This is a genomic window from Guptibacillus sedimenti (assembly GCF_028610665.1).
GTDB classification, from domain to species: domain Bacteria; phylum Bacillota; class Bacilli; order Bacillales; family Guptibacillaceae; genus Guptibacillus; species Guptibacillus sedimenti.
The window spans coordinates 46,758-73,607 of record NZ_JAQQWV010000003.1 but is presented as its reverse complement, the minus strand read 5'-3'; the positions used below and the strand labels follow the sequence as shown (position 1 = coordinate 73,607).

Annotated in this window: 29 protein-coding genes; 1 reads left to right on the top strand and 28 read right to left on the bottom strand. The window is 40.0% G+C overall.

What is annotated here, in order from left to right; translation table 11 throughout:
• Window positions 1-42: 42 nt before the first annotated feature.
• The 15 genes from PQ578_RS14835 to PQ578_RS14765 form a co-directional block, all read right to left on the bottom strand.
• A complete protein-coding gene (locus PQ578_RS14835; RefSeq protein ID WP_273835095.1) occupies window positions 43-1,227 on the bottom strand; it encodes a pyridoxal phosphate-dependent aminotransferase in 1,185 nt (394 codons plus the stop codon).
• 22 nt (window positions 1,228-1,249) lie between these two features.
• The gene (locus tag PQ578_RS14830; RefSeq protein ID WP_273835093.1) at window positions 1,250-1,747 is read right to left on the bottom strand and encodes a cell wall elongation regulator TseB-like domain-containing protein; all 498 of its coding nucleotides are present in this window, start codon (window positions 1,745-1,747) and stop codon (window positions 1,250-1,252) included.
• A 12-nt stretch (window positions 1,748-1,759) separates the two neighbouring features.
• Window positions 1,760-1,930, bottom strand: a complete 171-nt coding sequence (locus PQ578_RS14825; RefSeq protein WP_098443938.1) for a YpmA family protein — start codon at window positions 1,928-1,930, stop codon at window positions 1,760-1,762.
• 274 nt (window positions 1,931-2,204) lie between these two features.
• The gene (locus PQ578_RS14820; RefSeq protein WP_273835087.1) at window positions 2,205-3,029 is read right to left on the bottom strand and encodes a ComEC/Rec2 family competence protein; all 825 of its coding nucleotides are present in this window, start codon (window positions 3,027-3,029) and stop codon (window positions 2,205-2,207) included.
• Between the two features lie 43 nt (window positions 3,030-3,072).
• The gene (dinG, locus tag PQ578_RS14815; RefSeq protein WP_273835085.1) at window positions 3,073-5,868 is read right to left on the bottom strand and encodes an ATP-dependent DNA helicase DinG; all 2,796 of its coding nucleotides are present in this window, start codon (window positions 5,866-5,868) and stop codon (window positions 3,073-3,075) included.
• A 239-nt stretch (window positions 5,869-6,107) separates the two neighbouring features.
• Window positions 6,108-6,491, bottom strand: coding sequence for an aspartate 1-decarboxylase (gene panD / locus PQ578_RS14810; RefSeq protein WP_273835084.1), 384 nt, complete (start codon window positions 6,489-6,491; stop codon window positions 6,108-6,110).
• A 3-nt stretch (window positions 6,492-6,494) separates the two neighbouring features.
• Window positions 6,495-7,358, bottom strand: a complete 864-nt coding sequence (panC, locus tag PQ578_RS14805; protein ID WP_273835081.1) for a pantoate--beta-alanine ligase — start codon at window positions 7,356-7,358, stop codon at window positions 6,495-6,497.
• Window positions 7,355-8,194, bottom strand: coding sequence for a 3-methyl-2-oxobutanoate hydroxymethyltransferase (panB, locus tag PQ578_RS14800; RefSeq protein ID WP_273835079.1), 840 nt, complete (start codon window positions 8,192-8,194; stop codon window positions 7,355-7,357). Before panB ends, panC begins: the two co-directional genes overlap by 4 nt.
• 267 nt (window positions 8,195-8,461) lie before the next feature.
• Window positions 8,462-9,439 (bottom strand): biotin--[acetyl-CoA-carboxylase] ligase, encoded by a 978-nt coding sequence (locus PQ578_RS14795; protein WP_160919003.1) that lies wholly within the window; start codon window positions 9,437-9,439, stop codon window positions 8,462-8,464.
• A complete protein-coding gene (locus PQ578_RS14790) occupies window positions 9,424-10,611 on the bottom strand; it encodes a CCA tRNA nucleotidyltransferase (RefSeq protein WP_273835077.1) in 1,188 nt (395 codons plus the stop codon). The genes PQ578_RS14795 and PQ578_RS14790 overlap by 16 nt, the downstream gene beginning before the upstream one ends.
• Window positions 10,608-11,744, bottom strand: a complete 1,137-nt coding sequence (gene bshA / locus PQ578_RS14785; protein WP_224880740.1) for an N-acetyl-alpha-D-glucosaminyl L-malate synthase BshA — start codon at window positions 11,742-11,744, stop codon at window positions 10,608-10,610. The genes PQ578_RS14790 and bshA overlap by 4 nt, the downstream gene beginning before the upstream one ends.
• Window positions 11,741-12,454 (bottom strand): bacillithiol biosynthesis deacetylase BshB1, encoded by a 714-nt coding sequence (gene bshB1 / locus PQ578_RS14780; protein ID WP_273835075.1) that lies wholly within the window; start codon window positions 12,452-12,454, stop codon window positions 11,741-11,743. The genes bshA and bshB1 overlap by 4 nt, the downstream gene beginning before the upstream one ends.
• Entirely contained in the window at window positions 12,435-12,845 is a 411-nt protein-coding gene (mgsA, locus tag PQ578_RS14775) for a methylglyoxal synthase (protein WP_098443948.1), read from the bottom strand. Before mgsA ends, bshB1 begins: the two co-directional genes overlap by 20 nt.
• A gap of 11 nt (window positions 12,846-12,856) precedes the next feature.
• Entirely contained in the window at window positions 12,857-13,657 is an 801-nt protein-coding gene (gene dapB / locus PQ578_RS14770) for a 4-hydroxy-tetrahydrodipicolinate reductase (protein WP_273835074.1), read from the bottom strand.
• Complete coding sequence (locus PQ578_RS14765) at window positions 13,657-13,974, bottom strand: nucleotide pyrophosphohydrolase (RefSeq protein ID WP_202407199.1); 318 nt, start codon at window positions 13,972-13,974, stop codon at window positions 13,657-13,659. The genes dapB and PQ578_RS14765 overlap by 1 nt, the downstream gene beginning before the upstream one ends.
• A 199-nt stretch (window positions 13,975-14,173) precedes the next feature.
• Between PQ578_RS14765 and PQ578_RS14760 the strand changes: the two genes are divergently transcribed.
• The gene (locus PQ578_RS14760; protein ID WP_098443951.1) at window positions 14,174-15,043 is read left to right on the top strand and encodes a YitT family protein; all 870 of its coding nucleotides are present in this window, start codon (window positions 14,174-14,176) and stop codon (window positions 15,041-15,043) included.
• A gap of 64 nt (window positions 15,044-15,107) precedes the next feature.
• Here the strand turns inward: PQ578_RS14760 and PQ578_RS14755 are convergent, their stop codons facing one another.
• The 13 genes from PQ578_RS14755 to hisC form a co-directional block, all read right to left on the bottom strand.
• Window positions 15,108-15,785 (bottom strand): zinc metallopeptidase, encoded by a 678-nt coding sequence (locus tag PQ578_RS14755; protein WP_098443952.1) that lies wholly within the window; start codon window positions 15,783-15,785, stop codon window positions 15,108-15,110.
• Window positions 15,786-15,900: 115 nt separating this feature from the next.
• Complete coding sequence (locus tag PQ578_RS14750; protein ID WP_273835071.1) at window positions 15,901-16,662, bottom strand: sporulation protein YpjB; 762 nt, start codon at window positions 16,660-16,662, stop codon at window positions 15,901-15,903.
• Between the two features lie 62 nt (window positions 16,663-16,724).
• Window positions 16,725-17,321: a lipoprotein heptaprenylglyceryl N-acetyltransferase LhaT gene (gene lhaT, locus PQ578_RS14745; RefSeq protein ID WP_273835070.1), complete on the bottom strand. Its 597-nt coding sequence runs from the start codon at window positions 17,319-17,321 to the stop codon at window positions 16,725-16,727.
• A gap of 87 nt (window positions 17,322-17,408) precedes the next feature.
• Window positions 17,409-18,176 carry a menaquinol-cytochrome c reductase cytochrome b/c subunit gene (locus PQ578_RS14740; RefSeq protein WP_098443955.1) on the bottom strand — a complete coding sequence of 256 codons (768 nt, stop codon included), beginning with the start codon at window positions 18,174-18,176 and terminating at the stop codon, window positions 17,409-17,411.
• 64 nt (window positions 18,177-18,240) lie between these two features.
• Window positions 18,241-18,912: a menaquinol-cytochrome c reductase cytochrome b subunit gene (gene qcrB / locus PQ578_RS14735; protein WP_098443956.1), complete on the bottom strand. Its 672-nt coding sequence runs from the start codon at window positions 18,910-18,912 to the stop codon at window positions 18,241-18,243.
• A 12-nt stretch (window positions 18,913-18,924) separates the two neighbouring features.
• A complete protein-coding gene (locus PQ578_RS14730) occupies window positions 18,925-19,422 on the bottom strand; it encodes a ubiquinol-cytochrome c reductase iron-sulfur subunit (RefSeq protein WP_159782831.1) in 498 nt (165 codons plus the stop codon).
• A 132-nt stretch (window positions 19,423-19,554) separates the two neighbouring features.
• A complete protein-coding gene (locus PQ578_RS14725) occupies window positions 19,555-20,025 on the bottom strand; it encodes a YpiF family protein (protein WP_273835069.1) in 471 nt (156 codons plus the stop codon).
• Entirely contained in the window at window positions 20,012-20,887 is an 876-nt protein-coding gene (locus PQ578_RS14720; RefSeq protein ID WP_273835068.1) for a GNAT family N-acetyltransferase, read from the bottom strand. Before PQ578_RS14720 ends, PQ578_RS14725 begins: the two co-directional genes overlap by 14 nt.
• A gap of 124 nt (window positions 20,888-21,011) precedes the next feature.
• Window positions 21,012-21,548: a ReoY family proteolytic degradation factor gene (locus PQ578_RS14715; RefSeq protein WP_098443960.1), complete on the bottom strand. Its 537-nt coding sequence runs from the start codon at window positions 21,546-21,548 to the stop codon at window positions 21,012-21,014.
• Window positions 21,549-21,616: 68 nt separating this feature from the next.
• Window positions 21,617-22,891: a tetratricopeptide repeat protein gene (locus PQ578_RS14710; RefSeq protein ID WP_273835067.1), complete on the bottom strand. Its 1,275-nt coding sequence runs from the start codon at window positions 22,889-22,891 to the stop codon at window positions 21,617-21,619.
• Window positions 22,892-23,336: 445 nt separating this feature from the next.
• Entirely contained in the window at window positions 23,337-24,623 is a 1,287-nt protein-coding gene (gene aroA, locus PQ578_RS14705) for a 3-phosphoshikimate 1-carboxyvinyltransferase (RefSeq protein WP_273835066.1), read from the bottom strand.
• A 13-nt stretch (window positions 24,624-24,636) separates the two neighbouring features.
• Window positions 24,637-25,743, bottom strand: a complete 1,107-nt coding sequence (locus PQ578_RS14700) for a prephenate dehydrogenase (protein ID WP_273835065.1) — start codon at window positions 25,741-25,743, stop codon at window positions 24,637-24,639.
• Window positions 25,740-26,843, bottom strand: coding sequence for a histidinol-phosphate transaminase (hisC, locus tag PQ578_RS14695; protein WP_273835064.1), 1,104 nt, complete (start codon window positions 26,841-26,843; stop codon window positions 25,740-25,742). Before hisC ends, PQ578_RS14700 begins: the two co-directional genes overlap by 4 nt.
• Window positions 26,844-26,850 lie beyond the last annotated feature (7 nt).

Genomic DNA, 26,850 nt, shown 5'->3' with positions numbered 1-26,850 from the left:
CGGTACTTATTATACCGATAATTTGTATATTGAACAACTCGCTTAAGCCTGTTTGGACTTTACGAATCGCTCGATACGTTCAATAGCTTCGAGAATGACTTCGAGTGATGTAGCGTAAGATAGTCTTACGTTATCAGGCGAACCAAATCCCGAGCCAGGAACAAGCGCTACTTTTTCTTCTTCTAAAAGTCCTTTTACGAAAGCATCGACATTTTCATACCCTGTTTTCTCTGCTGCTTCTTTTGCGTTAGGGAACAGATAAAAAGCCCCTTGAGGTTTCACACAAGTAAATCCTGGAATATTATTCAGTTTTTCATAAACGGTATTCAATCGTTCTTCAAATGCTGTTTTCATTTCATTGACAGGTTCCTGTGACCCTTCGTAAGCTGCTAAAGCAGCATACTGTGAAATAGATGTAGGATTTGAAGTAGAATGACTTGCTAAGTTCGTCATTGCTTTAATGATTTCTTTTGGTCCTGCCGCATACCCAATTCTCCATCCAGTCATCGAATGAGATTTAGATACGCCATTAATGATAATCGTTTGTTCTTTTAATTCAGTAGAGAGTTCTGCGATAGAAGTATGTTTTGCTCCATCATAAACGAGCTTTTCATAAATTTCATCAGAAACAATAAGAATATTGTTTTCTAAACAAAAAGCACCGATTTCTTTCAACTCATCTGGTGTATAGATTGAGCCGGTTGGGTTTGAAGGAGAATTAATAATAACCGCCTTTGTTTGAGGCGTGATCGCTTTTTCTAGCTGCGCCACTGTTACTTTAAATGCATGATCTTCTTTACCTTCTACATAAACTGGATTTCCGCCAGCTAGCTTTACTTGTTCAGGATAACTTACCCAGTAAGGTGTAGGAATAATGACTTCATCACCTTCATCAAGGATTACCTGAAACAATGTATAAAGCGCATGTTTCGCTCCCGTACACACAATGATTTCATCAGCATTGTAAGCGATATTTTGATCTTCCTGGAACTTTGCGATAATACTTTCTTTTAGAGGGAGAATACCACCCGAAGGCGTATATTTTGTTAGTCCCTCATCCATTGCTTTCTTAGCTGCATTCAGAATATGTAAAGGCGTATTAAAGTCAGGTTCCCCTGCACCAAGTGCGATTACATCATGACCTTCAGCTTTCAACGCTTTTGCTTTTGCTGTAATTTCTAGAGTGGCAGATGGTGTCAGAGCTGCTACACGAGTTGATAATTGCATTTCTTTTCCTCCCTTAAGTCCATTAGCTTTGTTTAATCGACCGTGAGCGCCAGTAGTCCCCATTACTAAAGTAATAATAGGCAAATGTATAGCGATTGTCGGTATCGATAAACGTTGCTTCCCATACGAGTACTTGTTTCTTTTCTTGATTCACTTCAATACCTGGTTTAATATTAATAATCTCTTGTGGAGAAAATTCATTATTCAATTTCTTTTTAACCGTTTCTGCACTAACGCCTTCCTCCACTTTCTTTGTTACAAGAGGTTGATCGTTGTCTGGTACAAAGACGTAAACCTCATCCTTGTTCTTATCGCTTCCTTGTAAGACGACATACGCATCACTCGTCCCATGATATTGGACAGCATTATCAACTTCTTCGATCACTGCTTCAGATTCAGCTCGAGCAATCGCTTTGTCCTCTAACTTATCAGGATGATCCGTAATAGCGTTATAAAAAAAGACTCCTTGCCAAACCATCAGTGCTACAATAACACCAGCAATAATTCCTATCAGTCGCATACTATCACCCTATTATGTACGGTAGATCGTGAAAATCATTTGATCCTGATCTTCTTCATCAAGTGCAAGCCCAAACATAAGGTCTTTTTCTTTTAACGTACGATTTAACGAATCTACAATCTTATAAATATCAAGGGACTTACTCACTTTTACTGTCGATAAAACTTCAATGTTGCTTTCCATTCCTGTCATCTCCCTGTGCTATATGTGTTGATGCCTATGTGGAGTGCTGCGCTTTCTCCGGGATAAATTTACTACTTATAGATGGCAGAAGGTGAGACAAACTATAAGTACCGTCAGAGACGGTGCATTAAATCTGCTCCACTTCCAACAGTGCCTGCGCGATGCGCAGGCTATTTTTTTATGTTGCTTTCTAAACAAACCTTAAAAAAAACATTTTCTCTTCCTATTTTTAAATAAGTTCCGTTTTTTTGCAACAATTTCGATGAGGAAACTTTTATCTTGTTTCTTTTGTAGGAAGAGTGATGACATCATAGCGATCATTTTGAATACGAAGGGTCACACTTCCGATTCGATAAGGATAGTAAACGTCCGTCCAGCTTTCATTCAAACGTTCGAGTACCGATTCACTTACGTCAATGTTGTTATGACGAAAGATAACTGCCATTTGTGGATCAATCGCACTAAGAAATTCGGTTGAACTGCCATTTCCAGCACCAAAATTAGCCACTTTCAAAACTTCTACCGCTCTCCCGGAAGAGGCAATTTCTTCTTCAAGTTCAAGATTTGTTTCCCCCATCATTAATAAATCCTGACTTCCTAAGGATAGCATAAAAGTAACGGAACCTGTCTTAGAGATGTTCAGTATTTCTACATTCACATCCTCCATCAGCTCAAGCTGTTGATTTTCTTGAATGTGCTGTTTTTCAATGTGTGATGGAATAGATGTAAGAAAAGCCGTTTCTACTCCCTTTGATAAAAACACTTCTTTCACATCATAATAGTGAAGCAAGTTGGAAAAATTCCCTGTATAAGCTTCATCCGCATTTGTAAGCCAAACTTTTCTAATTTCCTTTACCTTAAATATTTTCAGACGATCTATTAACTCTTGTTCCGAATGAGAACTACCTGTATTAATTAAAACAGCTCCATTTTCTTTTGATTGAAGAAGAATGGCTTCTCCAATTGAAAGGTCAAGAAACGTCACTGCCACTTCATGATTTCTTAAATGAAGATCAACAGATTGAATTGAGGCTTCAGCACTCGTTGCACCGAGCATAAGACTATAAGTACTTATCATCAACACAAGTAATTTCTTCATCACAATCCCTCCTCATAGAAGTAGTTTGTGATGAAGATGTGCATTATAACCAGAGATCTAATTCATTTACCAATTCTTCTGTTGTCCCTTTAATTAATGGGACATCAGGTAAGGATTTTACAAATAATCGACCGTACCTAGTCGAAATGATGCGGCGATCGAATATAAATACTGCACCTCGATCACGCTGCGAGCGAACGAGCCTTCCAAACCCCTGTTTGAAGCGAATAATTGCTTCAGGTAGCGAAAGTTCCATAAATGGGTTACCACCCGAACTTTTCAATTGCTCCGATCTCGCCTGAAAAACGGGGTTGTCAGGCGGCGAGAATGGAAGGCGAACGATGATAAGGCAACTTAAATCTTCTCCTGGAATATCCACGCCCTCCCAGAAGCTACTCGTACCAAACAAAATCGCGTCTTCACTTTCTTTAAAATTCTTTGTTAGCCTAACCCTGCTTCCGCTATCAACACCCTGACTAATCAACGTTAGTTCATCATGAGCGATTAATTCTTTCATTCGATGATGTGCTTTTTTAAGCATGTCGTAAGATGTAAACAAAACAAGCATTCTTCCCCTCGTGACGCGGGCAATTTGAAGAATCGCATCCGTAATATGTTCAACAAATTGAACATCGGATACATCTTTAATCATAGGCAAATCTGTAGGTATCATCAGTCGTGCTTGCTCACTATAATCAAATGGAGAATGATATTGGTGAATAAGCGGCCCGAATTCTTCCAAACCAAGTCGCTTCGTAATATAATCAAACGAATTCTTTACAGTAAGCGTAGCGGATGTTAACAATATACTTTTTTTCTTTCCGAAGTAGTCGCTTGAAAGTAGGGAACCCACTTCCACTGGTCTACTGAACAAAAATGCCGAATTTAACGATCCTTTAGGATCAATTTCTACCCACTTTACATCGTTTTCACTTTCATTAAGAAGCAGATAATCAACTTTTGAGAGCTCCTCTAAAACAGACGCATGAATGCCTTTAAAGTCAGCAGACGTATTTAACTGTTCTCTCGTTAGCTCATCTTCTTTTAAATCAAGTTCTTTCTCTAGCTTTTTTAATGATTTATCTAGATCTTTCAAATAGAAAACCAAACGATGGGCTGCTTCTTGAATTGCTTCCCATGCTGAGCCATTCTCACCTGTAATCCGATAGCTTAATCGACCAATTTCATTTGAGCGATGAATGTTTTTTTGTACGTAACGATGAAGCATACGAAAAAGTTCATCAACATCTCCAAGAATCGTTTTCACATATGCATCAATTTCATTTTTTGTCTCTTCTACTTCGACTTCCAGGTTTTTTAAAATGCTCAGAACTTTTCCATAAATTCCGTCGCCATCCTTTAGTCCCATTCGGACAAACCCCTGTAGAATCGAGAAATAATCGGTTTTGATGCCAAAAAACTCAGTAGCAATATCTTCAAGATGATGAGCTTCATCAATCACGGCCTGCTGATAAGCGGGTAATAACTGATGCTCATTAATTAAATCACTGAATAATAAAGCGTGATTTGTAATAATTAAATCCGCATTCATCGCAAAGCGTTTTCTTCGATGATAAAAGTCACGCGAAAACCATGGAGAACGGTGATTAGCGGAAACGGCTGCATCACTTTTTACCTGATGCCAGAAAATCTTTCCACCGCTAGAAAGGTTTAACTCTTCCACATCCCCATAATCCGTTTCAAGAAGCCAGACGAGAATTTGTGCCTTCGTTAAAATCGTATCGTAATTGTCTTCTTCAACGTGATGTAGCTGCTGTTCGAATCGGGTTAAGTCTAAATAATGACTTCTTCCTTTGATAATCGTAGCTTTAAAGGAAAATGGCAAAATATCACGAAGAAAAGGCAGATCTCGTTGTAGCAGCTGTTCTTGTAATTGAATCGTATGGGTACTAACAATAACTGGCTTGCCGGAGTTCTTAGCATGAACGACTCCAGGTAGTAAATAACCTAATGACTTACCTATACCTGTACCTGCCTCAATGAGAATATGTTGATTTGTATCAAAGGCATGAGCCACCTGCTTCATCATATCGCTTTGACCTGTTCGCACTTCAAAATCCGGGATTGTTTCAGCCATTTTTTGTTCAAACTCTTTTTGTGCATTCTCAAATTGAATCGATTGATGTGGAGAATCCACTTCACTGGTTTGTTCTTGTAACTTAATCGCAATGTCTCGAAAGATCTCAAAGTTGCCTTCTGGTTCAATCCTATTCTTTTTGTCTTGTATGATCTCATGTAAGACCACTTCCATATCGCTCGATAGTCGAGTGGAAAGTTCCGCTAACTGTTCGAGTGTTACGAGTGGTAAACCATACAGTTTATCAAAAAGAAAGAGCAATAGTTCAGCTGTAACTTCAGCATCACTATCTGCTTGGTGTGGATTGTCATGTTGAATTTCTAAGTATTCTGCAAGTGAAGACAACTTATATGCTTCTGCTGTTGGCAATAAAATTCGAGCAAGTTCCACCGTATCAATCGTTGGTCCTGTAAACGGATCATATCCACTCACATCAAGCTGCGCATTCATAAAGTTAAGATCGAAGCGTACGTTATGGGCAACAAAATAAGCCCCGTCCAATCGTTTGAGAAGCTCTGGAGCCACCTCTTCAAATAATGGTGCATCTTTCAAATCTTCGTCCGTTATTCCGGTCAATTGTTGTATAAATAGAGGAAGTGATTTCTCAGGATTTACAAATGATGCATACCGATCAACGATCACTCCATCTTCAATAACTGCTAATCCTATCTGAATGATTCGATCCCCATTTTTAGGGGAGTTTCCTGTCGTTTCAAAATCTATTATGGTATATCGATTCATACGTTTTCACCTCAGTTGCTTCAACCCTTCAAGCGGTTACCTTCATTACTTTATCATTTTTTCTCTTGAACGGAAAATAATTTCTTATTCATTTGAACTCAATTTACCTAAAAGCTTTCTAAAACATAGTCCCGCTTTGGGTTAGAAGGAAGCGTTCTATATCTGAGAGCACGCATGGGAAAAGAACTTTCCATATCACCCTTCAAAAAAATGCCCTGGACAAAGTCCAGAGCATTTTCTTATAAAATTGTTGCTTCAGGCTCTAGCCCAATCATATCAACGATCGTATTATGCTCATTCATAATGGCTACGCGCGGCGAATATTGTTTCGCTTCTTCCTCACTCATCATAGCGTAAGCAACAATAATCACGACGTCTCCTTCTTGAACAAGTCGTGCAGCTGCTCCATTTAAACAAACAACTCCTGATCCTCTTTCACCAGGAATAATATAAGTTTCTAACCTTGCACCATTATTATTATTTACAATTTGAACTTTCTCATTCGGAAGCATGCCTACAGCTTCAATAATGTCCTCGTCTATTGTAATGCTTCCCACATAGTTTAAATTAGCTTCCGTTACACGGGCACGATGAATTTTACCCTTCATCATTGTTACAAACATCTTCTACACTCCTATCGCAATTTCATTTCTAGTTGTAACCTTGTTATCTATAAGTCGTGCAGCAGTAAATTGAACAGCCACCGCTACAATGATGTTTTCTTTCATCACATCAATGGCTTCTAACGCTGGATATGAAAGAACTTCAACATAATCAATCACTCCAGATGTTTGGTTTAAATAAGAAATAATCATTTCTTTAATACGTACTGGATTCGTTTCCCCTCGCTCAATCGCATTTGCTGCAGCATCAAGACTTCTTGACAACTGAATGGCCTCTTCTCGTTCAGTAGGCGTTAAATATACATTACGCGAGCTTTTCGCAAGCCCATCTTCCTCTCGGATAATTGGACACGGTACGATTTCAACGGGAACGTTAAAATCCTCCACAAGCCCTTTTATCACGGCTACTTGCTGAGCATCTTTCATACCAAAGTAAGCGCGATCTGGGAGAACGATCTGAAGCAATTTCATAACAACGGTAGCTACGCCATCAAAATGGCCTGGCCTTGCTTCACCACATAATGTATCCACACGTTCTTGAACGGTTAATCGTGTGGTACGTTCTTTTGGATACATCTCTTTCACATTTGGATAGAATAGGATGTCTACTCCCGCCTGTTTCGCAAGTTGTTCATCGCGCTTCAAATCTCTCGGATAGCGATCAAAATCTTCATTCGGACCAAATTGCAAAGGATTTACAAATATGCTCATGATAACGCAATCATTTTGTTTTAACGCTTCTTCAACAAGACTCATATGTCCTTCATGAAGATAACCCATCGTAGGTACAAAGCCAATCGTCTTGCCCGATCTTAACGTTTTTTTAGAAAAAGTCTGCATTTCGTTGATCGTCGTTATGATTCTCATGATCTCGTCCCTCCGTACATCCCTGATAGCTGCTCTTCCTTCATATTAAACGAGTGCTTTTGCTCTGGAAATTGACGTTCTTTCACTTCTGCAACATACTCACCAATCGCCTTCGAAATAACGTTTGAAACATGACTATACTGCTTCACAAATTTAGGTACATGACCTGTACCATAACCGATCACATCGTGATAAACGAGAACTTGCCCATCTGCCTGAACACCCGCTCCAATGCCAATGACTGGAATTGAAAGCTCATATGCCACAACTTCCGTTAGCTGTTGAGGGACACATTCCAATACAAGCGCAAAGGCTCCTGCTTCTTCTATTGCTTTTGCTTCTCTAACGAGTAATGCGGCACTATCAGATTCTTTTGCCTGTACTTTATAGCCGCCTAATACGCCTACAGATTGTGGTGTTAGCCCTAAATGTCCCATAACCGGTACACCTGCTGTAGTTAACTTTCTTACTTGTGAAATAACTTCTCCACCGCCTTCAAGCTTAACTGCATGAGCCCCAGCTTCTTGCATAAGTCTTCCTGCATGTGCAAGCGTTTCTTGAAAACTACTATGATAGGTAAGGAAGGGCAAATCTGTTACTACAAATGTATGAGGCGCTCCACGTTTTACTGCTTTCGTATGAAGAACCATATCATCCATCGTAACCGGTACAGTTGAATCGTACCCAAGTGCCACCATGCCTACAGAATCACCTACTAACAAGAGATCCATCCCTGCTGCTTCTGCTAGTTTTGCTGAAGGATAATCATATGCGGTTATCATCACAATTGGCTCTTTGTTTACTTTCATCTTTTTAAAATCGCTTGTCGTTTTCATCTTTTTCCTCCTTTTTTTAGAGGAACATTTCACCGCACAAAAAACCTCCTAACATGGAAATGCAGCAGACAGGGGTATCCCATCAGTCTATGTACGCATAGACTTGCCGCAAAACTCCACGTTAGGAGATTACTTTATCGGTTTTATCCCTCTGTCCCAGTCCATACGGATCAAGGCAGACTATTATTTTAGTAAGAATAAATGGTGCGGCTCTAATCAGATACCGCCCTTACACATGTTAGTATAGCAGAAAATATGACACAATCGTTAACAGATTTCAATATCTGCAGAATAAATATAGTGCATCTTCCCACTTTCATCTTCTAAAAGCAGAACGCCTTCTTCTGTAATCCCTTTTGCAAGGCCTTCGATAACGCCATTTAACGTTCTTGCCTTTATTTTTCGACCTAGACTAACTGCATAGCTTTCCCATAGAAGTTTGATCATCCTAAATCCATTGTTTAGATATTCTTCATAGAGCGTTTCGAGTTCATTTAATATGGCAGCTAGAAGGGCAGAACGGGTTATATCCCTGCCAGACTCAATCTTAAGTGAAGTTGCGGTCGTTAACTCATCCGGAAAATCTTCTTTGCTCGCATTTACATTAATGCCCATCCCAATAATGATTGACTTAATTTGATCTGCTTCAGCCTGAAGTTCTGTAAGTATGCCCACAACTTTTTTTCCATCAATTAAAATATCATTCGGCCACTTAATTTCTGCTTCAAGTCCCGTTTGCTTACGAATCGCATGCACCACGCTAACCGCAGCAATCAGTGTAAACTGTGGTGCCCTCTGAGGTGGGAGTTTGGGACGCAAAATAATACTTGTCCAGATCCCGCTCCCACTAGGAGAGTGCCAGGAGCGACCAAGTCTTCCCTTTCCTGCTGTTTGTTCATCAGCTACAATGATGGTGCCATCCGAAGCTCCTCGATGGGCTAAATCATGTGCAATAAACTGAGTTGATTCGACAGTAGGATACGTATATATGGTTTTCCCTAGAAAATTGGTCGTTAGCTTAAGAGCAATTTCTTCTTTACTAAGCATATCCGGTCTGGAAACGATTCGATAACCTTTTTTTTGAACTGCTTCAACTTCGTAGCCGTTTTTCCTAAGTTCTGAAACGTGTTTCCAAATAGCTGTCCGAGATACATTGAGCGTTTCACTTATCATTTGACCTGAAACGTAGTTTTCTGCATGCTCTTCAAGCATTTGCAGCAGGCGCTGCCTTATTGAGTCTGCCACTGTTTAAGCCACCTTCTAATGCTGGATTTCTCATTTTTAATATCATCATTGATTACGGCTAGCTCAATTTGCTTTAGAGCCTCACCAACCCACGGTCCTGGAGAGCGTTCTCTCCAGTGAATGAGGTCCTCCCCTGTCACAGCAAGCATTTTGGAGGAGGTTATCGCAAGGTCTGAAGTGATTTGTTCCACACTTTCAAGAAATGGACGACGCTTTTCAAACACTGATCGAAGTCTCTCACATGACTTCACTTCTGGAAGTGCATAATAAACGGTTTCCTTATTCCACCCTTTATCTTGTGCATTTTTTACATTTACTAAAAGATGCTCCACTTCTTTAATAATCCGATTTGACAAACGCCACTTTTTTAAAAATTGACTCGGCTTTTCAGTTGTAGAAGATAGCCACGCCCACCGCTCTATTTCTGTCGTTAAGTTCACCAAAAAAGGAATTTCATCAAACGATTGCTCAATTTCTTGAAGTTCTGGTAAAACGAGATGAACATTTGCCTGGACAAGTGCATGAAGTGCTTGGTGTACAGCTTTTCCAGCTAGTAGTTTGCTGAACTCCATTTGAATTCTTTCAATTGCAACATATTGAAGCAAATCCGCTTGTTTCTTTAACGCTTGTTCCGTTTGTTGGTCAAGTGTAAAGTTAAGCGTGCTTTGAAATCGAAGGGCTCTTATCATCCGTAACGCATCTTCTTGAAATCGTTCATCTGGATTACCAACCGTACGAATGAGACGATTTTTAAGATCCTCTTGTCCACTATATAGGTCGATAAGTGTTCCATCTATTGAAAGCGCCAGGCTATTCATAGTGAAGTCACGCCTCGCGAGATCTTCCTCTATTGAACCTAAGAAAGAAACCGCGTTTGGATGCCTAAAATCATCATAAGACACATCAGTTCTAAATGTTGTTATCTCGTATGAAAACCCATGATGAATAACAGTAACCGTTCCATGATCGATCCCTGTTGGAATGACTGTATGAAAACTAGCCATGATTTCTTCAGGTTTAGCTGAAGAGGCAAGATCAAAGTCAGAAACAGGTAAACCTAGTATCGCATCTCTCACTGCGCCACCAACAATATACGCTTCATGTCCGGCGTCCTTCAGAAGTTGTAGCACCTCAAGACAACATTCATAAGCTCTACCCGTTAGTCTAATCAAGTAAGTGCCCCCTGAAGCGTTTTATAATAAATCGCCTCATACTGTTCTAAAATGCGTTGGGAAGCAAATCTAGTTTGAACGGCTTTAACCGCGGCCGAACTCATTTGGTTATGCAACTCTTTATTCGATAGTAACTGCACAGCATAAGCGGAGATGATGTCTATCTCACCAACTTCTGCTATAAACCCGTTCACCTCATGTTCAATGACTTCCGGAATTCCGCCTATGTTCGTTCCGATTGCAGGTACGCCACAGGCCATCGCTTCAAGAGCAACTAAACCAAAACTCTCTTTTTCAGATAACAATAATTTCAAATCACAGATAGAGAGAATTTCAGCTACATTTTCTTGTTTACCGAGAAACTTCACTTTCTCTTTTAACCCTAAATCGTTTACGAGTCGACAGGCAACTTGAATTTCAGGGCCATCACCAATGAGCAATAGCTTTGCAGGCATTTCTTTTTGGATGCGGTGAAAGACCTTAATGACGTCAGGAACGCGTTTTACCGCTCTAAAATTCGAAATGTGAACAATAACCTTTTCCTCTTCCGTAATGCCGTAACTTTTCTTCAAGTCTGCGGGAGGTTTTGGATAATAAATGCGTTCATCTACAAAGTTATATACCGTGTCAATCGGTTTGTCTGTTTCAAGTAATCGGTGTGTTTGATCAACGAGATCGTTTGATACAGCTGTAACGCGATCAGATTTTTCAATACCAAATCGAATTAGTTGTGTTAACGACGGATCATATCCAAGTACTGTAATATCTGTTCCGTGCAGGGTTGTAACAATTTTAATATCTCCTCCAACCATTTCTTTCGCGAGGAAAGCACAAACAGCATGCGGAACAGCATAGTGAACATGAAGGAGATCAAGGTTTTCTCGTTGAATCACCTCTGCCATTTTACTAGCAAGTGTTAAATCATACGGAGGATAACGGAAAACAGCATATTGGTTGACTTCAACTTCGTGAAAATAAATGTTGGGGTGGAACGTATCCAGGCGGAATGGAACGCTACTTGTGATAAAGTGAACTTCATGCCCCTTTTCAGCCATCATCTTTCCAAGTTCTGTCGCAATAACGCCAGATCCCCCCACAGTTGGGTAACAAGTAATCCCTATTTTTAATGTCATCGTCTTTCTCCTAACGGAAATTCTTCCAGGGACAGCAGGTTCTTCGCAATAAACCCTTCTGCATATTCTACTCCTGACTCTTTACCATATAAATATTCTCGATGAATCACTTTATCAACGTACCCATTTGTTAAAGGAGTGGATACACTATCGGGCGTGAGAGTAAATTGACTCTCATACGCTTCAAGCGATTGTCTTTTTGCCTCAATTTGATTACTGATGTTAATCGTAAATTGAGGACGATGGAATCCGTTAATAAAGTAATAATAGATTTGACTTACTTTATGAGCATCTCCTAATTGTGGATGATATTTTCGAATGCCCGCTGAAAAAACGGCTTCTTCCACTAATCGAGCTGCATGACCATGATCGGGGTGGCGATCTTCTGAGTAAGGGACAAAAACAATCCGCGGCTTTTTCTTGCGTATGATTTTAACTAGTGCTGAAAGCTTATCATCTGAAATACACAATCCACGATCAGGAAATTTCATATTTAAACGCGTTGTGACCGACAAAATTTCAGCTGCATGCTGGGCTTCGTGATGTCGAGTGAAAACAGTACCGTTTGAAGAAAGTTCAGCCTCTGTTAAATCACAAATGCCTGTCGTCCTGCCTTCTTCAGCGAATTTCTTTAGTGTGCCACCCATCCCAATTTCAACATCATCTGCGTGGGCACCAAACGCAAGTATATCAAGTATTATTTCTTCCATGTACAATTTCTCTCCAATCCAATTCTCCCCTTGCCAGGGCGTGTACAAGTATTTCCGCACTGCCCATATTTGTTGCTAGCGGGATATCATAAACATCACATAGTCTAATGAGTGCTGTAATATCTGGCTCATGCGGCTGTGCTGTTAGGGGATCTCGAAAGAAAATCACTGCATCCATATCATTCTCTGCAATCATTGCACCAATTTGCTGATCCCCACCAAGAGGACCAGATTGGTAACGATGCACGTTTAAACCAGTTTCATCTATGATTCGCTTTCCAGTTGTCCCAGTCGCATATAGGTCGTGTGGATCTAAAATCATTTTATAAGCTAGTGTAAAACGAACAAGATCGTCTTTTTTCTTATCGTGCGCGATTAAAGCGATTTTCATGAGAACATCCCCTACTCCATTATATTTTCAAGACCGTAAACAAGCTGATCGATTTTCAAAACCGTTTCAACAGCAAGCTGTACACCTGGCATAAAGGACGCTCTGTTCATTGAGTCATGACGAATTTTCAATGTTTGTCCTTCGCCTCCAAAAAGAACTTCTTGGTGGGCAACAAGACCTGGCAAGCGAACGCTATGAATTCTCATGCCTTCATAATCTGCACCACGTGCTCCAGCAAGGTCCTCTCGTTCGTCTTCATGCCCCTGCTTCTTTTCTTCCCTTACTTCTGAAATCATTTTTGCAGTTTTTACTGCCGTTCCAGATGGGGCATCAAGTTTTCGGTCATGATGTTGCTCAATAATCTCAACATCAGAGAAATATTTAGCTGCCATAGTAGCAAATTTCATCATTAACACAGCACCGATTGCAAAGTTAGGAGCAATAATCGCACCTAACTCTTTTTCTGCTGCCGTTCTTGATAGTTCGTCCACATCTTCATTTGAAAATCCTGTTGTTCCTACTACGGGTCGGACTCCATGATTAAAAGCAATTTGCATATGCTTTTTTCCATGTTCAGGCGTTGTTAAGTCAATCAAAACGTCACATTCTACTTCAGATAAACATTGATCTAGATCCGTATAGATAGGTGAATTTAGTGATGGTAGGCCACTAATATCTGCCACCGTTTGTCCAGACGATTTACGGTCCACAACAGCAGTTAACGTGAAATGCGCTGTTCGATCGACAAGTTTTACTGCTTCCATCCCCATATTCCCTCTTGGTCCTGCAATCACAATTTTCACTTCTTGCATCAGTCGCCACTCTCCTTCTCGATTTTTGTCCAACGATCTTTATCTCGTGTTTGAAACTTATTCATCACTCTTCCAAATGCTTCATCAAGATCTATATCTAACGAATTCGCAAAACAAGTAAGCACAAATAAAAGATCGCCCATTTCATCTTCAATGGTCCGTTCTTCTTCCGAATTCTTTTTTGGTTTTTCACCATGGTAATGATTAATTTCACGTGCTAACTCACCAAGTTCTTCTGTCATTCTGGCAAGCATGGCAAGTGGACTAAAGTATCCTTCTTTAAATTGACTTATGTATTGATCTACCTCTTCTTGCATTTCATATATTGTGCGTTCAGACACGAACCATTCCACCTTTCACATCAATTCTTATGTTAGCTAAAAGAAGAACATTTGACAAATGTTTCACACGAATTCCTCTCATTAACTTATAGCGAGTATAACAGAATGAAATTGCTGTCTGCTCGGTATTTGATTATAATGTAGATTGTTGGTTCATACGTTAGGAGTGTCGAATATGGAAGGTATACGAACAAAAAATGTGTTTTTCATTTTATTAGGCTCTGCGATTTTTGCATTTGGGCTTGTGCATTTCAATATGGAAAACAATCTAGCTGAAGGTGGTTTCACTGGCATAACACTATTACTCTATTTTCTATTCAATATCGACCCAGCTATTTCGAATCTTGTTCTTAACATCCCCTTATTTCTCATTGGCTGGAAGCTACTTGGTCGAAAAGCATTTATTTACACGATTATTGGAACCGTTTCCTTATCTCTGTTTCTATGGATCTTTCAGCATTATTCAGCGCTCTCAATACCTCTACAAGATGATCTAACACTTGCCGCTCTGTTTGCAGGCGTTTTCGTAGGAGTAGGACTCGGTATTATTTTTCGGTACGGAGGGACAACTGGCGGCGTAGATATTATCGCAAGACTTGGGTCTAAATATGTTGGATGGAGTATGGGAAGAACGATGTTTGTTTTTGATTTTTGTGTCATTGCCATATCACTTGTTTATCTTAATTACAAAGAGGCCATGTATACGCTTTTAGCCGTTTTTGTAGCCGCTCGCGTAATCGACTTCATTCAGCAAGGTGCATACGCAGCAAAAGCTGCAATGATTATTAGTGAGAATAACAAAGAAATAGCGGATACCATTATGAGCCAGATGGATCGTGGCGCAACCGTCTTAAACGGGAAAGGAAGTTTCTCAGGATTACAAAAAGAAATTCTCTATTGCGTCGTAGCACGTAATGAAATCGTGCGCCTAAAAAACATTATTAAACAGGTAGACCCTCATGCATTTGTCGCAGTAAATGATGTTCATGATGTGCTAGGTGAAGGGTTTACGCTTGATGAAAATAAAAATCCAATTGAACAGTAACCTCATTGCCAAATAGAAAAAATAAATGAACAAAAAAAATCTCGCCATTAGGCGAGATTTTTCATTAATCTTCGTTCATTCCAATAAAGATAAACACAAAGCGTACCAATTCTAATAGCGCAACAACTGCTGCTGCTACATATGTTAACGCGGCTGCATTCAATACTTTCTTTGTTTCTCTTTCTTCGTCATTTCGAATCACACCAGTGGATACAACTTGTTCCATCGCTCTGTTAGATGCATTAAATTCTACCGGGAGCGTTACTAGCTGGAACAAAACAGCTGCACTCATAAAGATAATCCCTAGCAATATAAAGTTTGCAGAAGACATGAGAATACCAGCAAGAATGACAAAATAGCTAAAGTTTGAACCAAGATTCGCTACTGGAACAAGCGTATGACGGAACCGAAGTGGTGCATAGTCTTGCTCATCCTGAATCGCATGTCCTACCTCGTGCGCTGCTATAGCTGCACCCGCTACAGAATGCCCATGAAAGTTTCCTGATGAAAGTCTTACCGTTTTGGAACGTGGATCATAATGATCTGAAAGGTGACCTCGTACTTCTTCTACCCCTACTGAATACAACCCATTTTCATCAAGAATTTTTCTTGCTACTTGAGCACCAGTCATTCCAGAAGAATTAGGAACTTTGGAATATTTTTTATAGGCGCTCTTCACTCTGCCCTGTGCCCAGAGTGGAATGATTAACAAAAGCGCGAAGTATATTAGAAAACCAGCCATTTTCATTCCTCCATCACATGTGTAATTGCTTTTTAAAACTCTTATTAACGTCAATTTTAGTCAAATTCACCTTGAAAGTCAATTACACAGTTTCAGGTTCACAAGATCTTCAAATTTAATCCATCTGTTTCCTTTTTAATGTCTCTTTTTCTCCTTTATACTTTCGATAAATAACATAAACCAATGTGAAAATAATGATCCCGCCAATTGAGACGATTAACCACATGAGAGAAGATTCTTCAGAATAAGATGGATCATAGGCGTTTTTAAAATCATCATACATCGTTTCAAGCTGACCAGATAATTCTGTATTTCGTTCTGACGCGTACTTTTCGATAAAAGCGATATGAGAATCAAGACGCTGCTGAGTTTCAGGAGGTAGATCAATTGCCATCGCAGGTCGAATAGTGCTGTAACTACCTAAAAAACGATCTTTACTTGCTTTATAGACATCTACATCTCCGTGTTCAATAGCAGTGGACATCTCATGAATTAGTGGTAAAATCTGATCATCCGTTTGATGCCAAATCGGCTGTTCTTCCGTAACTAGAGCATCTACCGCCAATCGAAATTCTGTTAATGCCTGGATTCGCTGATCATTTGCTTTTTTCATAGATGTTACAGCTTTAAGTGCACGATCATGCGTATTTAGTATCACCCTAAGTTCAGTATTCGAAAGTTCACTTGACTGTTCACCGGGAAAAACGGTTGAAAATTCCTCTAACATCATTTTTGATCGATCAAACTTCTCTTGCTTTCCAAATTCCAGGACATTTGCGGCTATGTCATTCCAGACTTGTTTCGAATCGGCCTGTGAAGCGTGTACATTTACCGGGAGCGTGAAAAGCAACACTAATAGGAGCCATCGTCTACCCATTCCTGTCCCTCCTTCTTCCTACTTCAATGTATGAAGAAATGGACAAGAGTAGACCACCGACCTTACTGGATCGAGAGCTTAAACCGTTCTTTTCGAACGGCTAAGAAATACACAATCGTAAGTGAAACTACCGATAGCCAGAATGTAAAATATCCGATTAGTGATGTGTATTCGCTTAAGATCGAATATCGCGGCATTTGACCAAACACATAATCAATCACATCATTATGTAATGTCCAAATGGCTACAGCCACTAAATGCCACCGTTTTATTTTATAAAATGGGGTAAAGAGCAATCCTTCAATTGCCATACCTAAGTGCGAAAGAATTAGCATGATTGCAATTGGAGATAGTTGACCAGTTTCGATCATCACAAGAGCATTCATCACAACCGCCCAGATTCCATACTTAAATAGCGTAACGGCTGCTAGTCCTTCCATGAGCGGCCAGTTTTTCTTAAAAAGGAATGCTAATAAAACGAAACAAAAGAAAAGACTAGCGGTTGGACTATCCGGCACAAACAATAAAAAAATCGGGTCTGTATCAGCTAGTTGCCAGCCATACCAATAATAACCGTATATTGTTCCAGGTATATTAATAAGAAGCAACAATATGAGAAAAGGTTTTGACTTAAGTAAATAAAAAAATTGAGAAACCATCCTGATCTCCTTTACTAGAAGTTTAAGTTGTATCTTCAAGCTAAATCAGAAAAAAAAGCTGACTGCAACAGTCAGCTTTTTTTCATTTTATTGATTTGCCTCAGACGTTTCAACAATAAAGTCAGCTAACTTTTCAAGTTCTTCGTCAGAACCTTTAAAGGCGTTCGCTGGCATTCCGCCGATTCCGTTCACAGCAATATCCATAATAGATTCTTTTGTTTGCTTTGTTTCAAGAAGTGATGGACCGGATCCACCTTGAAGACTATCTCCGTGACAACCAATACAAGATTGTCCTGAATAAATAGCATATCCTTCAGCTTCTTTGTCTACTTCAGCTTCAACAATTTCCCCTTGCTTAGCTGCTTTCTCCCAGTCATGTGTAACAACCGATTCCCATGTTAGGTAAACCGTTGAAATAAGACCAAGAAGCATTAACGCTGTTGCTACAGGTCGCTTAGCAGGTCTTCTTTCAGGACCTGGATCAAGCCATGGAGCAAGAAGAAGTGCGCCAAATGCAAGACCTGGCATAATTACTGTACCTACAAGTGTATAGTCACCAGCCGCAAATTTGTACTTCAAGAGCTGGTATAGAAAGAGAAAGTACCAGTCAGGAAGCGGCGTATACGTGGCATCAGTAGGGTCCGCTACGCGCTCAAGCGGAGATGGATGGGCAATTGTAAGAGCAAGATACCCAATTAGGAATACCGCACCTACCATCCACTCTTTTAACAAGAAGTTCGGCCAAAACGCTTCTGTTTTGCCGGGGTACTCTGAATAATCTTTTGGAATGTTAGGCTTTCTCTGCGCAGGGATACGCGAGTCGCCAACAAACTTCATTCCTTTTCCGCGATGCATCTGTCCCCCTCCTTCGTATAAAAAATTGTGTCGTCAATTAAATATAAGTTCTTTAAAATACGTCTTATAGAGGGCCAGAAATACCCTGCTTACGAATCATGATAAAGTGAGCAGCAAGCAATCCTAGGAGTGCAGCTGGTAAGAAGAATACGTGAATCGCAAAGAATCGTGCGAGAGTTTGCGCTCCGATAATTTCTCCACCTGCAAGAAGGGTCTTTGCCCATTCACCTACAACAGGAATTGTTACCGCAATTTCAAGACCAACTTTTGTCGCAAATAGCGCTTTCATATCCCATGGTAAGAGATATCCCGTAAATCCTAAGCCAAGCATAACGAAGAAAATCAATACACCAACTACCCAGTTCAATTCACGGGGTTTTTTGTAAGAGCCGGTAAAGAATACGCGAAGGGTATGTAGAAACATCATAACGATAACGAGACTGGCTCCCCAATGGTGCATTCCTCTTACAATTTGTCCGAATGCTACTTCATTCTGAAGGTAGTATACAGACTCCCAGGCGTTAACAATGTCTGGTACATAATACATTGTTAAGAACATCCCGGACAAAATTTGGATCACAGTAATAAAAAACGTTAAACCGCCAAAACAATAAACAAACGCTGAAAAGTGGTGAGCCGGGTTAACGTGCTCAGGCACTTCGTGATCTGCAATATCGCGCCACATCGGCGTAATATCTAAGCGTTCATCTACCCAATCATAGATTTTATTTAACATAGATTACGCCCCCTAACGTGGTTCAGGTTTTCCGAGGTAAAGTTTTCCATCTTCAACTTTCTTGTTGTAAACATCAAGCGGCGCTAATGGTGGTGTACCCGGAACGTTCACACCATCTTTCGTATAACGCCCCGCGTGACATGGGCAGAAAAACTGATCAGGATATGCAGGATTTGAAGACCAGTCAACTGTACATCCGAGGTGTTTACAAACAGGTGAAAGTGCGACAATTTCGTCTTTTTCATCTTTGTAAACCCAGGCGGATTGCGTTACTTCAGATTCATACCAACCATCTACCTGGTCAATTTTGAATTCTTTACGAACTGGTTTGTTCGTAATCTCGCTAGTGTCCATAACAGGTACAAAATCCTGCTTGGCTCCTTCTTTTAACAATGGATCAATTGCAAAACGAACCATCGGCATTAGCATCCCTGCTGCCATAAAACCGCCGACACCAGTCAGGCTGTAGTTTAGAAATTGGCGTCTTGTTACTTCCTTCTTCTTCGCCATTGGTTTCCCCCCTATCCTATGAAGTCAGTCCAGCCGGACATAATAGTACACACATATAACTAGGACATTCCTATGATAGCGTAGTCAGTCTTGCTCTGTCAATATTCGGATTGGTCTTTAGCATGCCACAAATCAACTATTTATATTACTTTGCCACGTATTTGTTACAAATTGTAAAACCTGCTTTACCTGAGCTGAGACCGTTTCCATTTTGTATTGTTCATCCATATGTTCAAGTGGAATTGCCGGCATCCATAATAAAGCACTCGAGATTTGATCCTCCACCTGTTTCCATTCTACATCGGCAGTTAAGGTGATAATATGTTTAATACCTCCTTTATGCAATTCTTGCTCTATCTTTTTCAAGCGGTCCGTCTTAAAAGCTTGTTCCTCTGAAATTAAATAGGTATAGGCAGGTAGCAAAAGAAGACGACCTTTTAATTGTCTTTCTAGTTCATTTGATATGATTGAGATATACTCTCCCATTGATACGATCGTTTTCATACTGTTCGTCATTGATATTGGAACGAGTGGAAGAACGACTGTATCCACATATTCTTTTTCTTTTTCAAATAATGCAATATCTGCTTCAGTCCATTTCATTGTATAAACTCCTTTTTTGTCCATATAAACACCAAGTTGTTTGGTGAGAATAAGGTTCTAGCCACTTAGCCTGCTGTATTGGCAAGTCGATCCATATGGTTCTTGCTTCTTCTATCGCATAAGTGTTAACCATTTTCCACATCTCCCTGCTATAAAGCGTTGTTTCATTTAAGACCTTAACATGTAAATATGAAGCACCTTTCTCTTCTTTCATCAGCAAAAATCCCCCCGTATCGTTAGCAAATAGCTCTACTTGCTCAAGATAAGTGGAAGAAAGAGGAGGTAGGTATGGAAGTGGATAATATATCGAGTAAGGAAAAAATGATTGACCACTCTCTTTCCAGTACTTTTCGATCGTAGCCTTCTTATTCTCTTCTGTCACTCTATTAAACGACCTTGTAACGGTTTGTCCGATAATTGTATGTGGACTTATACGAGAAGACACAATTTGCGATTCAAGTTGCATCTGCAAATGAGGCGCTATACCGTTACCTCCCTTGTTATAGTCTTCTGTTGCATAGCCAACCCAGGTAATAGCTGGGTTGGCAAATGCCTCAATTTGCAACGTATTCATTAATTCTGAAGCGATTCCTTTTTTCCGAAAATCACTATGTGTCCGTAATCGACCTAAGACAGCAGTTTCACCTTCAAATATCGTTAGGCCAGCAATACCAACAAGCATTTCCTTCTTGAAATATCCTACCATCTTCTCTTCTTGCATTAGTTTATGTATGATACGAATAACGTAATCATCTTCCATCCCCGTAGGCATCTCTTTAACGAGAGGAATATCCTCGTATTCTAGGGTTCGAATCAACTCTTTCTCTCCTTTCATTAAGCCGATCTGTTCAATGTCATTCATTCGCTGTCCCTAGGTCTTGCATTTCTTTCTAGTATATCATTTGTTTATAAAGTGTTGAAGATTTTCCTAGAACGCACGTTCCAAAATACTTAAGGCAAACAAAAAACCCCTGATTAATCAGGGGTTATAAATGACTCAATTGCTTACTTAAGTGGAGAAACGCTATTTCATCGTTTCGATCCAGTGCCTCATCAATTTGTTTCAAAATGGATTCTTTTTTGAAACGTGTGAATGACTCGTCGAGAACCATTTCAGCCATAAACGAATATTTTTTATCAGCTGCCATATTCTCCGGTAAAAATGGATTTTCTTCTAAAACAGCTACGTAGTGAGGAGAAACATTTTTACTTTTGAAGTTTAGCTGAATATAAATAGGCTCGTCCTGATTCAGGCGAATGTCATGAAAAGACTTTTCAGGGTCTGTCGTAATGATGTTATGTTTGTAAAAACGAAAAGGCGCATTTTCTACACAGTGCGTGGAAATCACAAGCGCTTTTGGACAAAATTCAGCGTTCTCAACGAAATGAACATTCCCCATCAACACTTCATCACTTATTAAATAATTCAAAAGCCAGACACATTCACGTTTCTTCACCTGATACTTCTTTAGAAACCATTTCAGAAAGTCTTTTTTTTCAACGACAGAAACGGAGCTGCTCATAGCGATTCCTCCCTGAGATTTTCCTAATTTAACAATTCGTCATTGAAGATACATTTCCTTCTTCACCTTTAATCCTCTTTGAAAGTTTCCTCATCAAACCTCAAAATTTCTTCTTCAAGATGGACGAGCGATGGGTCTAGCTCTAGAGCAAGCTTGAAGGCTTTCACTGCTTCTTCTCTTCTACCTTCTTCAATTAAAAAGGCGCCATATTCCTCTAGAAAAATTGGATCCTGTCTGAAATAAGTATATGCATTTTCATAGCGTTTTATGGCATCTTTATACTCTTCAACCTGTGCATATGCTGTTGCCGCTGACCAATCAAGATATGGATCACTTTGCTCTCCCTCTTCAATGTTTCGCAAGAGATCCAAAATATCTTCATACCGTTCCTCTGTCTTCAAATAGGCGGCTAGCGTTTTCGCAGCTTCTATATGCGCTGGATTAATGGCTAGTAATTCACGTAAATACTGTTCTCCGCTTGCATTATCGTGTGTTTTAAAGGTTAACCTACTAGCTTGTATATATAGCTCCTCATTAAATTCATCAAATTTAATTCCTTGAGCTAGCACCTCAATTGCTTCATCTATCGCACCTTCTTCTTCATAAGCTTTGGCAAGATAAGGATAAAGTGTACTATACTGCGGATCTAGCTCTTTTAGCTCATTAAACGCATTAATGGCTTTTCGGTATTCATTGATTTGAAGTGCCGTAAAACCATAACCAAACAGTGCATTAATTTCACGCGCGTTCTCTAGTCCCTTCTCATAGTAAGTAAGCGCATCTTCAAATTGTCCACTTCCGCTCAATGCTTCAGCCAATCGAAGTTCAATATTTTCATTGGCAAGCTCTCCTTTGGTTCCAAGAACTGCTTCATAGTAAGGAACTGCCTTTAAATGATGACCTTGTGTTAAATAAAATTCACCAAGTCCAAAATCGATGATCGGTTCATCAGGAGAAAGTCGCTTTGCTTCCAGCAGTTTTTGCTCTGCAACTTCTTCCAACCCTTCCGTTTGATAAAGATCCGCCAATAAGAGAAGGGCAGGTGGATACGCAGCATCGTTTTCATCAATTTTATTTAAAGCAGCAATGGCATCCTGCTCTTGTTCAAGATCAACATAGCATTCCGCTGCCTGTACAAGTAATTCACCTTCATTTGGGTAATGAATAAGTAGCTCTTCTACGACGTCTCTGGAATCTTCAATAAGTCCAAGACTGTAGTAAATGTTGGAGAGATCATATAAGCTTTCATGATCAGCTTCTTTTCGTACTTCTTTTAGTTCTGTTAAACCTTTTTCAAAATTTCCCGACTCAATTAATGAGACAGCCTGTTTAAGACGATCCACGTTCCAAAACTCCTTCTAACACTACTTATTTTATTTCGATGACTCCAAGCAAAAACTCTTTTTATTTGCGCCACCCTTCATTTTAGCTGTAAAGGATGATTCTCTTTCTGTTATTTACGACAAAGCTCTGAAATGAATGGGTCTCCTCCATCATAATCAAGAATTTCGTCATCTTCAACTTCATTGCCTAAATTCCTGAAATAAGTAAGTCTAGAAGTGAGGAAATCTATTAATCAAGACCAATGAAAAAAATTCCCTGTGCAGAAAGCGTTTGTTAGCGCTTTCAAAACACAGGGACAAAATAAATATGGATAGGAGTGGAGAGAAACCATTACTACGTTTAGTATAACAGGAAAACATATAAAATCAACTGATTTTTTAGAAAATTTTGCGTATTTTTTAAAAAATTCAGCAGTTCCAGTTACAAAAACCAAACAGCAGGTTCCTAGGAACCTGCTTTTAGCTTCTTCAAATGGTCAAAGAAATCAGGATATGACACTTTGATAGCATCAGGTAATGCGAGCTCGACAGCACCTTCAGTTATACATCCAGCGACAGCTAGCATCATACCGATCCGATGATCACCTAAACTTGAAACTTCCCCACCATGAAGTGGCGTAGGTCCTTCTATCACCATGCCGTCTGGTGTACCAGTAATCGATGCCCCTAAAGTTTGCAAAGCTTCCACCACCGCATCTATGCGGTTCGTTTCTTTTACTTTTAATTCTTCAGCATTGCGAATAATTGTTTTTCCATTCGCCTGGGTTGCAAGAAGCGCAATAATCGGCAACTCATCAATTAAGCGTGGAATGATATCCCCTTCAATGACTGCTTCACGAAGATCGCTCGTACAAATCGTAAGATCTGCTACTTCTTCTTGATTGACTACTCGTCTATTTTTAATCGATAATGCTGCCCCCATTTGTTCAAGAACATCTAATATGCCGGACCTTGTTTCGTTAATGCCCACATTTAATAAGGTTATTGTGCTGTTTGGAACGATTGCCCCCGCTACGAGGAAAAAGGCAGCTGAAGAAATATCTCCAGGTACTTCAACATTCGTAGCAGTTAGTTGTTGACCACCTTCTACACTAACTGAAAGTCCATCTCTTTTAACCCTTACGCCGAAACTTTCCAGCATATTTTCAGTGTGATTTCTGGAGCGGTGTGTTTCAGAAACAGTCGTAACTCCTTCAGCTTGTAAACCAGCAAGAAGAATGCCTGATTTAACCTGAGCACTTGCGACAGGCGACTGATATGTAATGCCTTTCAAATTGCCACCTCGGATTGAGATTGGTGCAAATGTGCCCTGCTCTCTTCCATCAATGACAGCACCCATCTGTGATAATGGAACCGTTACACGATTCATCGGTCGTTTAGCAATTGACTCGTCTCCCGCTAAAACCGAGTGAAAAGGACGACCCGCAAGTAATCCCATCATTAAGCGAAATGTAGTACCCGAATTTCCTACATCGAGAAGCTGAGAAGGTTCCTTAAGACCTTCAATTCCTTGCCCTTCTACAACAACAGATGCGCCATCTTGTTCAATACGAACCCCCATCTGTTTAAAACAGGAAATGGTACTTAAACAATCTGCTCCAGGAAGGAAGTTCGTAATCCGCGTTGTGCCATTAGCAATTGAACCAAACATGATCGCACGGTGGGATATTGATTTATCTCCAGGTATCACGACTGTTCCTTTAAGACTGTGCGCTTTCGTTATTGTTTCCATAGTTACGTTCTCCTTATTTATCATCTACATATGTTTCAAAATCACGATCCAGGATTACTTTCGCATTATCACGGTCAGTTTCTGAGCGAAAGCTTACTCGAAGCACACCCATAATATCTTCTCGGGTTTCAATGATTCGAATGTTTGTAATTGAAATTTCTTCCTTTGCGAGTTTTTGCGTAACAGCAGCGATTACACCGGGTTGATCCTGTACATCAAGGAACAAATCATAAAAGGCCGGTATCGCTCCTCTTGAGCGAACAGGTAATCCATCACGAAAGTCTTTCGCGCCCGAAAAATAATTAAAAATACCGTCCTCATTTTCTTCTTTAATATAGCCCTGAATTCTATCTAATTCTAACTTCATGTCTTCTGTCATCTGAAGTAAAACATCTTTGTTCCTCAACAGAATGTCACGCCACATCACAGGACTAGCTGATGCGATACGCGTAATGTCTCGAAACCCTCCAGCTGCAAACCTTGCGACGTTAAAGCGCTGACTATCATTTCGATCACTAACAAAATTCACAAGACTTGCAGCTAAAATATGCGGGAAATGACTAATTAATCCGACTAAATAATCATGTTCCTTAGCTTCAAGCTCAACAAAAGTAGCATTGGTAGAACTTAAAAGGTCCATTAAGTCGTGTAGTTTCGATCGATCGACAGCATCGTCTGGCGTTAAAATATAAAAAGCATTCTCAAACAGGTGGGATTTTGCTGCTGTCACGCCCGTTTTGTGGGAGCCGGCCATCGGATGCCCACCAATAAATGTAATAGAAGGATTAAGAATTTTCTTCGCATGACTTACGATCGAAAGTTTAGTACTCCCCACATCCGATATGATGACGCCATCCTTTAATTTTATTGAGGAAAGTTGTTCTAGGATTTGCTCTGTTTGAACGACAGGAGCTGCGATCATGATATAGTCTGCTTTTTGCACCGCTTCTTCAAGAGAAGAAGCGGTGTCATCTACAACACGAAGAGCTTTTGCAAGATCAAGCTGGTTTTGATTCACATCGAACCCTGTAATCATGGCGTTCTGATGCCCTGCTTTAATTGCCAGAGCAATCGATCCTCCGATTAGTCCAAGACCGATGATTGCTACATTTTTACTCATGACTTTCGCATTCTCTTGTCATTAAGAAATTGAGATAGACAGCCAATGATTTCCTTGTTTTGCTCTTCTGATCCGACGGTTATTCGCGCTGAAGTTGGAAAGCCGAGAGCTGAACCAGAGCGGACAATGTACCCATGCTTCATGAGATAGTCAAATACTTCATCTGCTGGAATACCAAAATCGATAAGAACAAAATTCCCTTGAGAAGGATACACAGATAATTCATATTGCTCACAAAAAGCATAGTAAAGAGCGCGACCCTTCTCATTTTCTTCTCGACACATCTCTATAAATTGCTGGTCTCTTAGGGCAGCAATTGCAGCAGCTTGTGCGACGCGGGAAGTATTAAACGGTTCTCTGGAAGGTTCAATTGATGCGATCACTTCCGGGTTAGCTACACCATACCCAACGCGCAACGCAGCGATGCCGTAAGCTTTAGAAAACGTACGTAAAACGACCAAATTTTTATATCTTGAAAGGGTTGCAAGCGTGTCAGGAAAATCAGTAGCGGTCACATATTCTTTGTATGCTTCATCCATTACCACAAGCACGTGCTCTGGCACCTTATTCAAAAACGCAAATAGCTCATCCTCCGGAATGTGTTCTCCAGTCGGATTATTAGGTGAACAAACCCAAATGATTCGCGTATTCTCATCAATAGCTTGTAACATCTCATTTAATTGATGCTTTCCATCGATTAACGGAACTTCACGAACCTCAGCATCTTCAATGACCGCGTTATGACGGTATTGCGGAAAAGTTGGTGTAGCCATCACCGTGTTAGTTCCTTTTTCAAGATATGTTCTGCAAAGAATTTGAACGACTTCATCTGATCCATTACCAAAAACGAGCTGATCTTCATTTACGTTAAGATGATTTGCTACCTCAGTCCGGAGAGAAGCTGCATAACCATCTGGATAAATGTGTAATTGCGACAATTCTTTTTCAATCGCATCTTTCACACTTTGAGAAGAACCAAATGGATTTTCATTTGAAGCAAGCTTAATTACTTGTTTGAGACCAAGTTCTTTCTTTACTTCTTCAATCGGTTTACCTGGCTTGTAAGGGGTTAACCCTTTCATTTGTCTTTTTGGAATCATGCCTGCA